The sequence below is a fragment of the Haloferax mucosum ATCC BAA-1512 genome (genome assembly GCF_000337815.1).
Lineage (GTDB): Archaea > Halobacteriota > Halobacteria > Halobacteriales > Haloferacaceae > Haloferax > Haloferax mucosum.
The window spans coordinates 694,438-707,931 of sequence record NZ_AOLN01000018.1 but is presented as its reverse complement, the minus strand read 5'-3'; the positions used below and the strand labels follow the sequence as shown (position 1 = coordinate 707,931).

The 13,494-nt window shown below is 63.0% G+C and carries 11 protein-coding genes; 10 read left to right on the top strand and 1 reads right to left on the bottom strand.

Annotated elements, in window-relative coordinates; all coding sequences use genetic code 11:
- Window positions 1–184: 184 nt before the first annotated feature.
- The 6 genes from C440_RS16265 to C440_RS16240 all read left to right on the top strand — a co-directional run bounded on the left by C440_RS16265 (window position 185) and on the right by C440_RS16240 (window position 7,864).
- Window positions 185–2,887: a dipeptide ABC transporter ATP-binding protein gene (locus C440_RS16265; protein WP_008321759.1), complete on the top strand. Its 2,703-nt coding sequence runs from the start codon at window positions 185–187 to the stop codon at window positions 2,885–2,887.
- 127 nt (window positions 2,888–3,014) lie between these two features.
- A complete protein-coding gene (locus tag C440_RS16260) occupies window positions 3,015–4,733 on the top strand; it encodes an ABC transporter substrate-binding protein (RefSeq protein WP_008321758.1) in 1,719 nt (572 codons plus the stop codon).
- Between the two features lie 22 nt (window positions 4,734–4,755).
- Window positions 4,756–5,775, top strand: a complete 1,020-nt coding sequence (locus tag C440_RS16255) for an ABC transporter permease (protein ID WP_008321757.1) — start codon at window positions 4,756–4,758, stop codon at window positions 5,773–5,775.
- Entirely contained in the window at window positions 5,772–6,707 is a 936-nt protein-coding gene (locus tag C440_RS16250) for an ABC transporter permease (protein ID WP_008321756.1), read from the top strand. The genes C440_RS16255 and C440_RS16250 overlap by 4 nt, the downstream gene beginning before the upstream one ends.
- A gap of 38 nt (window positions 6,708–6,745) precedes the next feature.
- On the top strand, window positions 6,746–7,156 hold the full coding sequence (locus C440_RS16245; protein WP_008321755.1) for a DUF7268 family protein: 411 nt from the start codon (window positions 6,746–6,748) through the stop codon (window positions 7,154–7,156).
- Window positions 7,157–7,261: 105 nt separating this feature from the next.
- On the top strand, window positions 7,262–7,864 hold the full coding sequence (locus tag C440_RS16240; protein ID WP_008321753.1) for a class I SAM-dependent methyltransferase: 603 nt from the start codon (window positions 7,262–7,264) through the stop codon (window positions 7,862–7,864).
- A 105-nt stretch (window positions 7,865–7,969) separates the two neighbouring features.
- Here C440_RS16240 and C440_RS16235 read toward each other — a convergent pair whose 3' ends face one another.
- On the bottom strand, window positions 7,970–9,196 hold the full coding sequence (locus C440_RS16235; protein ID WP_008321752.1) for an orc1/cdc6 family replication initiation protein: 1,227 nt from the start codon (window positions 9,194–9,196) through the stop codon (window positions 7,970–7,972).
- Window positions 9,197–9,968: 772 nt separating this feature from the next.
- Here C440_RS16235 and C440_RS16230 point away from each other — a divergent pair.
- From C440_RS16230 to C440_RS16215, 4 genes are read left to right on the top strand one after another with little or no spacing between them, the layout of a single operon-like run.
- Window positions 9,969–10,967: a DUF4129 domain-containing protein gene (locus C440_RS16230; RefSeq protein WP_008321750.1), complete on the top strand. Its 999-nt coding sequence runs from the start codon at window positions 9,969–9,971 to the stop codon at window positions 10,965–10,967.
- Window positions 10,964–11,662 (top strand): DUF7269 family protein, encoded by a 699-nt coding sequence (locus C440_RS16225; protein WP_008321749.1) that lies wholly within the window; start codon window positions 10,964–10,966, stop codon window positions 11,660–11,662. The genes C440_RS16230 and C440_RS16225 overlap by 4 nt, the downstream gene beginning before the upstream one ends.
- Complete coding sequence (locus tag C440_RS16220; protein ID WP_008321748.1) at window positions 11,659–12,927, top strand: DUF58 domain-containing protein; 1,269 nt, start codon at window positions 11,659–11,661, stop codon at window positions 12,925–12,927. The genes C440_RS16225 and C440_RS16220 overlap by 4 nt, the downstream gene beginning before the upstream one ends.
- On the top strand, window positions 12,915–13,421 hold the full coding sequence (locus C440_RS16215; protein ID WP_049915925.1) for a DUF7519 family protein: 507 nt from the start codon (window positions 12,915–12,917) through the stop codon (window positions 13,419–13,421). The genes C440_RS16220 and C440_RS16215 overlap by 13 nt, the downstream gene beginning before the upstream one ends.
- Window positions 13,422–13,494 lie beyond the last annotated feature (73 nt).

Here is a 13,494-nt window from a genome sequence, read left to right as displayed (position 1 = left end):
GACATGGTGTCGGGGAGCGATACCTAAACCTTGGCTTCTCCTGCGAGCGAGCGACGGCCCGACGACGGGACCGGTTTTGACCGAATTCGACCGCGTGAGTCCGTAGACGAGCCGCTTGGTTCGTATCGCATCGTCTGGCAAAAATTGAAAAGGTATATCATGCCATGCAGGTCATTCTCATTCAATGAATGACTTGCTCTCTCTTTCGAACCTTCGAACACAGTTTTCGACCGACCGTGGTCGCGTCAAAGCGGTTGACGGATTCGACCTGACGGTCGCCGAAGGTGAGACCGTAGGTCTGGTCGGCGAGTCAGGGTCGGGAAAGAGTGTGACCGCCCTCTCGACGATGGGGCTTATCGACGACCCGGGCGAAATCGTCTCGGGGTCCGTCGAACTGGAGAGTCAACGCCTCGCAGCGGAGTTCCGCGAAGAGTACAACGACCCCGCGTTCGTTGACGGCAACGTCATCGACCTCGTGGACGCTCCCGAGGAGGCGCTTCGGTCCGTTCGCGGAAGCGAAATCGGGATGATCTTCCAGGACCCGATGACCTCCTTGAACCCCTCGTTGACGGTCGGCGAGCAAGTCGCAGAGAGTCTTCGTCTCCACCAGTACGGCGGCCGTCGGAAGGACTCGTGGTTCAACGCGGTCCGCGAACTCCTGCCCAAACTCAGCCGCGACATCGACGACGAAATCGTCGAACGGACTATCGACGTGCTCGAATCCGTCGGCATCCCAGAGCCGGGTGCCCGCGTTGACGAGTACCCGCACGAGTTCTCCGGTGGGATGCGCCAGCGCGTCCTCATCGCCATCGCGCTCGCGTGTCAGCCTCGATTGCTCGTCGCCGACGAACCGACGACCGCCCTCGACGTGACGATTCAGGCGCAGATTCTCGACCTCATCGACGACCTACAGGAAGACCTCGGGATGTCGGTGCTCATGATTACCCACGACCTCGGCGTCGTCGCCGAGACGTGCGACCGGGTCGCGGTCATGTACGCTGGCGAAATCGTCGAGGAAGGACCGGTCGAAGAGATATTCCACAACCCGTCGCACCCGTACACGTACACCCTCCTCGAATCGCTTCCGAGCGAGGAAAAAGAGCGCCTGACACCAATCGAGGGGAACGTCCCCGACCTCATCGACATGCCCGAAGGATGCCACTTCGCGCCGCGGTGCCCGTGGGCCAAGCCGGAGTGTACAGCGGGCGAAATCCCGTACAAGCAACACGGCGGCGAGGCGGTCGAACACCGCTCAAAATGCGTCCTCGACGACTTCGACACTAACGAGTATGGCGGCGACGACGAAATCGGGGCAGGGTCGCAGACGAAACCGTCCGACACCCCACTTCTCGAAGTCGATGGGTTACAGAAGTACTACCAACAGGCCGATGGCATCCTCGACAAGTTCCTCGGGGCCGACGACCGGAGCGTGAAAGCGGTAGACGGTATCGATTTCACCGTCTACGAGGGCGAAACGCTCGGTCTCGTCGGCGAATCGGGGTGTGGAAAGTCAACCGCCGGACGGAGTCTGTTGCACTTGACGCCACCGACGGGCGGACGTGTCGTCTTCTCGGGAACCGACCTTTCGGGACTCGACAGCGGCGACCTCCGCGGGATGCGCCGCGACATGCAGATGATCTTCCAAGACCCGCTGTCGTCGCTCGACCCGCGGATGACCGTCGGGCAGACCATCCGAGAACCCCTCGACGTACACGACCTGCCGGTGTCTGACCCCGACGTTCGCGGCGAGGTCGTCGCCGACGTGTCCGGCATCTCGCCCGACCGCGTGACGGTCTTTGCGAGCGACGAAATCGACGCCATCGTCCCCTCGTCGAACGGTGTCGCCACGGCCCACGTCTCGGTCGCCGTCGCCGACGGCGAGGTCAGTGTCTCCGTCGAAGAACGCCTCCGGACCGACGTCGAGGTTGAACGCGACGGCGACTCGATCACGATGGTCGATGTGACGGTGTCGCCCGGCGATTCGACCCGCGAGCGTCGTCGCCGCCGCGTCCACCAACTGCTCGACGCCGTCGGTCTCGAAGTCGGTCAGTACGACCGCTACCCCCACGAACTCTCGGGCGGCCAGCGCCAGCGCGTCGGTATCGCTCGCGCGCTCGCCGTGGACCCCGACTTCATCGTCGCTGACGAACCCGTCTCGGCGCTCGACGTGAGCGTGCAAGCGCAGATTCTCAACCTCCTCGAAGACCTCCAGGAGCGCTTCGGCCTGACGTACCTCTTTATCGCACACGACCTCTCCGTGGTCCGCCACATCTCGGACCGCGTGGCCGTGATGTACCTCGGCGAAATCGTCGAGGTCGCGGAGACCGCCGAGTTGTTCGAGGACCCGAGACACCCCTACACGCGAGCGCTCCTGTCTGCGATTCCGGAACCCGACCCGGCCGCCGATACGGACGACCGCATCATCCTCGAAGGCGACGTACCGAGTCCCATCAACCCGCCTTCCGGGTGTCACTTCCGGACGCGGTGTCCGCAGGTCATTCCTCCGGAAGACCTCGACATCGAACAGGAAGCCTACCGCGAAGTGATGGACCTGCGCCAGCGCGTCGAACGCGAATCACTGGACGTCGAAACGGCGCGTGAGGGCGCGCTAAGCGAATCGCAACGCGAAGAAGCCGCGGTGAGCGCGGACGGCGGAACCGCCGACCGAAACGCGGTCGTCGTGGAACTCCGCGAGTCGCATCTGTCGCACTCGCTTTCGGCCGACCTGACCGACGTCATCGACCGCGCGCTCGAACGCGTCGTTGACGGCGACTGGGACGACGCCGCGGCGATACTTCGGGAGCGATTCGAGAGCGTGTGCGAGCGCGACGCACCCGAACTCGGAACGGACGAGCATCCCGCCGCCTGTCACCTCCTCGATGAATAACTCACTCGCTGTCGAGTGAGTCGATTTCGTTTTAACCGTATTCTTGCCGGAGAGGCCGGGCGTCGTCTTTCAATCGGTGGTTCGTGCGCTTCGTTATTTTTATAGGGTGGCATTGATAGATACTGGTATGTCACAGGATGGCAATTCACTATCTCGGCGTCGCTTCCTGAGCGCCGCGGGGACGGCTACGGCAACCGCGGCCCTCGCGGGTTGCACCGGTGGTAACGGCGACGAAACCACGACCGAAGAGACCACTGACGGTGGGGAGACCACGACCGAGGATGACTCCGGTGGAAACGGTGACTCGCCATCTGTCCTGCGATACGGTCGCGGGAGTCACTCGCCGACGCTCGACTTCCAAAACAGCACGAGCGGGGAAGTCGCAAAGGTCACAGAGCAGTTGTACGACACGCTCATCAACTTCGAGCCGGGCAAGTCCACGCTGACGCAGGGACTCGCCACGGAGTACACGCTCGAAGGGACCACAGCCTCCATCACGCTCCGCGAGGGCGTGATGTTCCACAACGGCGAGGAGTTCACCGCACAGGACTTCGTTGCGACGTACCGCCGCTTCGTCGATAGCGACTACGAGAACTACGCTGGCGACGACTACGTCTCCGCGTACGGTCCGTTCACGCTCGGGTCGTGGATCGACGAGATTCAGGTCGATGGCGACTACTCGATGACGATCGAACTGACGCAGACGTACGCGCCGTTCCTGCGCAATCTGGCGATGTTCGCGGCCGCGGTTCACTCGCAGGCCGCAATCGAAGAGTACGGGACGGAACTCAGTTCGAACCCGGTCGGCACCGGCCCGTTCCAACTGAGCAACCTCGACGACGCGAACGAACTCATCCGTCTCGAAGCGAACTCGGACTACTGGGGCGACGGTCCCAACGTGGACGAAGTCGTCTTCGTCACTATCGGTCAGAACTCCACGCGTGCGCAGTCACTCGCGTCCGGCGAACTCGACATCACCGACGGACTCGGCGCGCAGTCGTCCGTGCAGGTCGAAAACGCGAGCAACGCGGAACTCGTCCGCACCGAGGGTATCAACATCGGCTACATGGCGTTCAACATGGCGAGCGTGGAGGAGTTCCGCGACCGCCGCGTCCGTCAGGCGATCAGTCACGCCATCAACACCGAAGCAATCGTCAACGAGATTTACTCCGGCTTTGCGACGCAGGCGAGTCAACCGCTCCCGCCGAACGTCCTCGGCCACAACGACGACCTCGACCCGTACCCGTACGACCCCGACGAGGCACAGCGCCTCCTCGAAGAGGCCGGCTACGGCGACGGCTTCTCGTTCGAACTGGCGACGTTCCAGAACCCCCGTGGGTACAACCCGTCGCCGATTCAGACCGCAGAGACCGTCCGGTCTAACCTCGGCGACATCGGCATCGAGGTCGAAATCAACCAGCAGTCGTTCGGTCCGTTCCTCGAATACACCGCGCAGGGACGTCACGACGCCTGTTTCCTCGGTTGGTACACCGACAACGCCGACCCGGACAACTTCATGTACGTGCTTCTTCACCCGCAGGTGGAAGAAGGCGAACTCACCGACGGCCAAGACTGGGTGAGCTTCGACGCCGAAGGCTACAACACCAGCAACCGCTCCGGGTGGGCCAACAGCGAGTACATGGACCTCGTCGAGCAGGGACAGAGCGCCTACGACGAAGCAGAGCGCGAGTCGCTGTACAACGAGGCGAACCAGATTGCACACGACGAAGCGCCATGGGTCTACCTCGACTACGCGGACGAACTCCGTGGTGTTTCAAATCGTGTCAGCGGGTTCCAGATTGCGGCCATCAGTGGCCCGTACCTCAACCTGGTTAGCCTGAACTAAGGGACTAACCGCTTTTCGATTCATGATTTCGACACGATTCGTACTCAAGCGGCTGCTGTTGCTCGTCCCCGTGCTGGTCGGAGTGGCATCGCTCGTCTTCTCCATCCTGCATCTGTCGCCGGGCGACCCGGCTCTCACCATCGCGGGCGAGCGCGCGAGCGAGGAGTTCGTTCGGCAGGTCGAAGAGAGCCTCGGACTGAACGACCCGATTTGGGTGCAGTACGGTCGGTTCTTGGCCGATGCCGCACAGTTCCAGTTCGGCGAGTCGTTCATCATCCAGCGCAACACGACGGTCCGTGAGGTGCTGGCGAACAAACTTCCCGTCACGCTCGAACTGGCTCTCTACGGCCAGCTTATCGGCATCTCGCTGGGTATCCCACTGGGCATCCTGAGCGCCGTCAAGCAGGACAGCATCACGGACCACCTGACCCGCATCGGCGCGCTGGCCGGTATCAGCGTGCCGATCTTCTGGAGCGGTCCGCTTCTCATCTTGCTCTTCGCGCAGGTGCTCGGTCTCCTCCCGACGAGTGGCCGCATCTCGGTCCTCTACAACGTAGAGGCGATTCGAGTGACGGGTCTCGTCACCATCGACACGCTCATCGCCGGCGAGTTGGACATGTTCGTCTCCGCCGTCCGGCACATGATTCTCCCGGCGTCGGTCATCGGTGTCTACTCGATGGCGCTCATCTCGCGGATGATGCGGTCGTCGATGCTGGAGGTCATTCGGCAAGACTACATGCGGACTGCTCGCGCGAAGGGCCAAGGGTCGAAGATTACGGTCCTGAAACACGGCTTCCGCAACGCGATGATTCCCGTCATCACGGTCATCGGCATCCAGTTCGGTGGCCTGCTCGGCGGTGCAGTGCTGACGGAGACGGTGTTCGCCATCGGCGGCATCGGAACGCTCCTGGTTGAGGCCATCAAGGTCGGTGACTACCCCATCGTCCAAGGGACGGTCCTCACCTTCGCGTTCCTGTTCACGCTGGTCAACCTCGGCGTTGACATCACCTACTCCATCCTCGACCCGCGGATCGAACAATGAGCACGGAAACCAAAACGACGACCGAAACGCCAGCCGAGATGGGCGAGCGCGGACTCATCGACCGCTTTAGAGCCTCGCCGTTCGTCTCTCGACTGCTGTCGAACCGCCTCGCGCTGGCCGGTATCGCCATCATCGTTGCGATGGTGGTCATCGCCATTTACGCGCGACTGTTCATCGACCTCGAAGTCATCAGCCAGTCGCAACTAGGAACGAATCCGAACCGCGCCGCACCGAGTGTGGAGTACCTCTTCGGGACTGATGGACAGGCACGAAGCCTCCTTCCGCGGGTCGCCTACGGCGCGTGGTACGCGATGCTCTTCGGGACCGTCACGGTCGCCGCATCGACCGCGCTCGGCGTCGGTCTCGGCATCATCGCCGCGTACTACGGCGACGTGACTGATAACGTCATCATGCGAACGATGGACGTGTTGCTCGCGTTCCCGTCGCTACTCTTGGCGCTGGCGCTCGTCGCAATCTTCCCCGACGAACTCGGACTCTGGCGGGCGGTCGCCGCGTTGACCTTGGTCTACACGCCGCGGTTCGCCCGCGTCGTCCGCGGTGCCGCACTCACCGTGCTCGAAAACGAGTACATCGACGCGACTGTCGCCCTCGGCGCGGCCGACCCGAGAGTGCTGGTTCGGCACGTCCTGCCGAACTGTCTCGCACCGATTACGGTGCAGAGTACGCTCAACTTCGGTCTCGCCATCATCGACCTCGCCGCCCTTTCGTTCCTCGGATTCGGTGCCGAGGCTGGGACGCCATCGTGGGGACTCATGCTCTCGAACGGCGTGAGCCAGGGACTCCTCACGGGTATCTGGTGGTGGTCGTTCTTCCCCGGACTCTTCCTCGCACTCACCGTGCTCGGGTTCAATCTACTCGGTGACGGGATGCGCGACGCACTCGACCCACGGATGCGCGAAGCGGTCGATTAACGCGTCGAACCACCGCTTCGTTCTATATTATCGACACTATGACAGGCACACCGAAACACTCGGCCGATGACAAGCCGCCACTGAGCGACGATAGCCCGCCGCTCGCCGTGCAGGCGACCGTCCGTCTTCGAATCGTCGGCTCTGCCGTCCTCGTCGGCGTTCTCGTTGCGACGGTCGCGCTGGCCGGAACCAGCCTCGCTGGCGCGTACGCCGCGAGCGTCGATACGGTGTTCGCGCTCGGTTCGCTCGTGTTCGGGTTCGGTCTCCTCGGGTGGTCCGGGGCAGTCGCTCTCGGCCGTGGTATCGAGTCGATGCAGAACCACCTCGACACGGGGACCGGGTGGACAGAACCCGACGCGCGCCGCGCGATGGTTCGCATCCTCGGGTTCGGACTCGGCGTGATGCTCGGAACGATGGGCTTCGGAACGTTCGTCGGGTCGCTCGCCTGAGAGACGCGTCTTCGCTCTCGCTCTCTCCCTCACCCGGCGCGTTTCGCTTCAGGCCACGCTTGTCTCTTGCGGACTGTTATCTCATCAGCGTTCGTAGGTGAGGGTATGGACAGAAACGAGGTTCGGCGAGCGTGGAACGACGTTTCCGAGGCGTACGCTCGCAACCGCGACCCGTCGGGGTCCGACGCCGAACTGGTCGCCGAATTCGTCGCCGACCTCCCCGAGAACCCGGTCGTGCTCGACGTGGGGTGCGGCGACGGCGCGCGAACGCTGGCGAATCTCCCCGACGAGAGCGTCGGTCTCGACTTCTCTCGCCGCGGTCTCGAACTGGCGCGGACGACGGTCCCGACCGCACGACTCGTGTTAGCCGACATGCTCCACATTCCAGTTCGTGACGGTTCAGTTGACGGCATCACTGCGTATCACGCGGTGTTTCACGTGCCCCGGGAGTCGCATCCGGCAGTCTACCGCGAGTTCGCTCGGGTGTTGAAACCCGGCGGCGGTCTGCTGATGACGCTCCCGAGCGGCCGGTTTCAGACGGTTCGGCGCGGTTGGATGGGCGGCGAGATGTTCTTTTCCGCGCCGGGACGCGAAGAGACGCTGACGCAACTCCGTGAGGCGGGCTTCACTCGGGTGGAGACGACGGTTGCGGACGACCCGCTCGGGTCGAGTAGCGAGTTCGTGTTCGCGTGGCTCGGCGAGACCTGAAAAATGAGGCTGAGACCTGAATCCTGAGAACGGAAACAAGGCGACAACGGGAACGGAAACGAGGCGAGAACAGGAACGGAAACCCAACGGCGGCGCTCTGGTCTGCTAGACTGCCTCTGCTTGCTTTGCGGTCTTGCGAATTTCGTCGAGAACGGAATCGAGCGAGAGGACGTCGGAGAGCGCTTCCATCGCGCTCGAAAAGGGAACGTCGAGGGCGTAACTGTAGTAGTTCCCCCGCGAACCAGTTCTGTTCTCTTCGGCTGAGAGGATACCGAGCATCCGAAGGTCGGAGAGGTGGTTGTGGACCGACCGCTGTGCCAGCGGGTCGATGCCGGCGGAGTTACACAGTCGAAGATACTCCTGATACAGGTCGCGCATCCGACACGGTGTCTCGTCGTGGGCGGCCTTCGAGACGACGGCGAGAAGCGCGAAATGACCGTTTTCGGTGAGTTCGCGCATGCCCTCGACGACGCGCTCTTGTTCGAGTTTTTGGCGCGCGATATCCACGTGGTCGAGCGTGATTCGCTCGTCCTCTTTGTTCTCTGCGTGTTCACCGGCCAGTCGGAGGAGATCGAGCGCCTGCCGTGCACTCCCGCTGTCTCGGGCGGCGAGTGCGGCACAGAGGTTGAGGACGCCCTCCTCGCAGGCGTCGGCCGCGATAGCGACTTCGGCGCGCGATTCGAGGATGTTCTGAAGTTCCGGAGCCTGATACGGCGGAAAGTGGAGTTCGCGCTCGCAAAGCGTGTCCTGTACGCGCGGGTCGAGTTGGTCGTGGAACTTGAAGTCGTTCGAGATGCCGATGAGACCGACTTTAGCGTGTTCGAGTTTGCCGTTCGAGCGCGCCCGCGGGAGTTCGTAGAGGAGTTCGTCGCGGTCGCCGATAGAGTCCACTTCGTCGAGGACGATGAGGATGGTCCCGCCGACGTCGTCTAACTCCTGAAAGAGCTTCTTGAAGACCGTCTGCTGGGGGTACCCGGTCGAACTGATTTCCGCGCCCGGTGGTCGGAGTTCGTTGACGAGTTCGACCGCGACTTGGTACGAGGAGTTGAGCGTCTTGCAGTTGATGGAGATGACGCTCAAGTCCACGTCGTCGTACTGTGAGACGTCTTCGAGGAGCATCTCCAGTAAGAACTCGGTGACTGCGGTTTTTCCGACGCCGGTGTTGCCATATAGGAAGACGTTGTTCGGTTCCCACCCATCGACGACCGGTTGGAGTGCGTCCATGTACTCCGAAATCTCGTCGTCGCGCTCTTCGATGCGCTCGGGCTTGTAGGACTCCCCGAGGGCGTCCTTGTTGGTGAAGACGTTTTGTTTTCGCTCGAACCGGCGCATTAGCGTCGGTCCGTTGTAGCGTCCCCTTATTTAAAACCCCGATTTCATCTGATTCATGTGAATGTGGCGGTCCGGTGTCGTGCCCACGGATTGTGTGGTGTGGTTTAGTACGGCAAACTGTGTCATTGAGTGGGTTAGCTCGGTGTGTGATATATGGTATAGTATGACGTGTGTTCCGAATTCATGACTGTTCATGTATAGCAATCACGGTTATTGTGAACACGTTTTAACAGACACACACCACTGATACAAGTGAACGAGGATACGCGAGACTCTCTAGAAGAACTACAGTCCTCAAATTCAACTAAAGCGTTGACATTTTTCGGTGGGTGGACCGTTGTCGCACGTGATTCTAATGTCCCCAATTCGCAGGTAATAGGCTCTAATTCGACTAATTCACCTGCAACTGTGGTGGGTGGTGGTCGCCGACGGTGTCACTGCGTTCACTTGTATCCATGCTCTCTTGGAACCAACACCCCTCACACGCTCACGACGTTTCACATGCAAGAGTGGTGTCTGTGTGTATACGACCCCGATCTCTCTCAGCGATCATTCACTTGCAATCGTGGTGTGTGGGTGTTGAAACCCGCTATCTCCGTCTCAGCTTCCGACGCTCATTCACTTGTAATAGTGGTCTGTTGAGAGAGGGTCGAACCGTCTCGTCGTGGGTCTGTCACTGGCTAGATTATTCCGAGTCTCTCTCGTTTTGTCACGCTCTGTCTCCGCGTCGTCCCTCGAAATGCCTTTACCTCGGATACTGTTACCCACTGTCGTGGATCGTTCCGCTTTCCGTACCCTCGCACTCGCTCTCCTCGCGGTTGTCGCGCTCTCCGTTGTCGCGGCGACAATCGATTCGACCGTCGTCTCGGACGGCGGTCCCGCCGGCTTCGGCTCCGGTAGTTCGGGGGGAAGCGTGGCTGGCGAGTCTGAATCGACCGGGTTCCAACCGTCGTCGGGTTCGTCCGGCGAGTTCGATATCCCGGCTCCGTGTTTCCCGTGGCTACTCTCACCGTGGATTCTCGGCCTTCTTGCCGCCATCTTCTTCCTCCTCGCCGGATACGCGTATCGTGAATCCGGTTCGTTACTCCCACCGGTCGCCGTCTTTTTAGCACTCGGACCGCCCGTCATTCTCCTTTTGGGTCTCCTTACGGCGTGTCGTGCCGACCTGTCGTTCGGCTCTCGCGTCTCGGGTTCCGCGAGGAACGTCTCGTTTCTTCCGTCAGGCGGTGGCGGCCAACTCGGTGGTGGCGGCGCCGTACAGTCGGTTTCGCCGCCGACGTTGGTGTTCGGCCTCCTGCTCGGAGTCGCACTCGTGGCCGCGCTCGTTATGCTCGTTACCGGGACCGGTGATTCGCCCGAAGACGATGATACCGAACCGGCGGCTGTCGAATCCGACCCGGACATCGCCGCGGTCGGTCGGGCCGCCGGGGCCGCCGCCGAGCGAATCGAAGCCGGCGGAACCGACGTCGAAAACGAGGTCTTTCGAGCGTGGGGTGAGATGACGGCACTACTCGACGTTCCGAATCGAAAGTCCGCAACACCGGCCGAGTTCGCCGAAGCGGCGGTCGATTCCGGGATGGCCCGCGACGACGTAACCGCTCTGACGACGCTCTTCGAAGCGGTTCGTTACGGCGGCTTCGAAGCGACCGAAGCGCGCGAGCGACACGCGGTGACAGCGCTCAGAAACATCGAATCGACCTACGCCGAGTCGGAATCGCCCGACTCCGAGCGCGGTCCGTATTCCGGAGACGACGGTGGTGAGAACCGATGACGAAACCCCGAACACTCGCGCTTCTCGTCGGCGTGCTCGCCACGATTGCGGGACTCGGAATCATCGCGGGTCTCTCGTTCGGTCTCGAACTAACCGACCTGTTTCTCGGTCTCGTGGCCGCGCTCGCGGCGCTTCAAGGGCTTCGGTACGTTCAGCGCAGGCGTGACACGCCGTACAAGACGACCCTCACGGACGACCCGGAGGTCCGCGTCTCGGTTCCGGTCCCCGGTACCGAGTTCGATGACGAAATTCTGGCGGCCATGACGCGCCGAAAGCGGTGGGCCGCTCGCACCCGCGTCGTTGACCGCCTCGAATCGCGCGCTCGACAAGCGCTCGTCCTCCACGATGGCCGAACCCCAGAAGAGGCCGAAGCACTCCTCGATTCGGGCGCGTGGACCGACGACGTGGTCGCGGCGCGATTCCTCGGCGCGGACGTTTCGATGCCGCTTCGCCGTCGACTGCGACTGCTCCTGTCGGGCCAATCGATGTTAGTCGAGCGCGTTGACCGCACCGTCGCCGCCATTGCGAATATCGGCCGCGAGCAGGCCGGGAATGGTACTTCCGGTTCTACGACTGACGGCGTCGAACCCACGACTAACGCTGTCAGTTCTACGATTGATGGCGTCGAATCCACGACTGATGGCGTCGAATCCACACCCGGCGCGGTGGGCGACACAGGCGGTGACCCGCAGTGACCCGCCGATTCGACACTCAACGCTGGGTTGGCATCGAGGGACTCGTTCTCATCGCCGCCGCGGCGGGCGTCTTCACCCGCGAACCGAGTCTGTTCTTGCTCGCCGGGCTCGGCGTCGTCCTCCTCGGATACGTCCGTATCGCCGCGGTCCCGGAGGTGTCGCTCGACGTGGCGCGGACGCTCTCCGATTCGACGCCCGCGCCGGACGACGACATCGAAGTCACGCTCCGCGTCACCAACGACGGGTCGCGGACGCTCTTCGACCTCCGCATCATCGACTGCGTGCCGCCGGGACTCGCCGTCTCTGATGGTCCCGCACGCCTCGGCACGGCGCTTCGCCCCGGCGCGACGGCGACCGTGACGTACACTGTGACGGCCATCCGCGGCGAGCACACGTGGGACGAGACGACTATCATCGTCCGCGACCCCAGTGGGGCAGTCGAGTGTCGTGAGATGGAACACACCGAGACGACCATGCGATGTGAACCCGAGTTGGCCGCGACGGCGGACCTCCCGCTTCGTGGACTCACCTCGAAATACGCCGGGCGCGTCGAGACGAACGTTCCGGGGTCCGGACTCGAATTCGCGTCTATCCGCGAGTACCGCCACGGCGACCCGATACGCCGCATCGACTGGAACCGGCGCGCGCGAACGGGGACGCTCGCAACGGTCCAGTTCCGGGAAGAACGCGCCGCGTCCGTCGTCCTCGTTGTTGACACCCGAACCGAAGCACACGTCGCGCCCGACGCCGACGACGAGACGGCGGTCGAACGATGTGTCGATGCCGCGAGCATCGCCGTTCCCGCGCTTCTCGACAGCGGCGATAGCGTCGGTGTCGCGGCGTTCGGCCCGGAGGAGTGTTGGCTCGCGCCCTCGTCAGGCTCGGCCCACCGCGCTCGCGCCCGGCGACTCTTTGCAACGCACCCCGCGTTCGCGCCGACGCCACCGGAGAAGGCGTTTTTCCCGTCTGTCGCCATGCGGCGACTTCGACGCCGGCTGTCGAGCGATGCCCAGGTCATCTTCTGTACGCCGCTCGCGGACGATTACGCCGTTTCAGTGGCGCGCCGACTGGAGGCGTACGACCACGCTGTGACCATCGTCTCACCGGACCCGACGACGACCCGAACTGCCGGGTCGCGTCTCGCGCGACTGGAACGTGAGTTGCGATTGCGCGAGTTGCGTCGAAGCGGGCTTCGTGTTGTCGATTGGGGGGACGAACCGTTCGCAGTCGCGCTCTCGCGGGCTGAGTCGGGGTGGATGCGATGAACGAGATTACTCGCCGCCCGACCCGAACCGGCACCGCGATGTCGCTTTCGGCGGCCGGGTTCGCAACACTCTCGCTCGCCTTCGCGGCTGAGATGGCCGCGGCGGGCGCGCTCGTCGCCACGGTCGTTCTCGCCGCCGGACTCGTTCGCGGGTCTCGACGGGTGCTCGACGCGGCCGGCGGCCTGTTTTTCCTCTCACTCGCCATTGGCGGCGTGAGCGGCCCCGGACCGGAATCGCTCTTGCTCGCGGCCATCGCGTCGATTCTCGCGTGGGACCTCGGCGAAAATGCCCTGTCTGTCGGCGACCATCTCGGTCGAGAGGCGGACACGACGCGTCTCGAAGTCGTTCACGCGGCGACGACGCTGGTCGTGCTCACGGTCGGCGCGGGCGTCGTCTACGGAATCGCCGCCGTCGCCTCCGGCGGCCAACCAATCGCCGCCGTCGTGTTGTTGGTGCTCGGGGCGGTGGCGCTCGTGTCGGGGGTGCGGCGATAACGCGGCGCACGGTTTGCACGGGTTTCGCTGTTTTCGGTCGGCCGCCGGGACCGCGGTCGCGCTTTGCGCTACT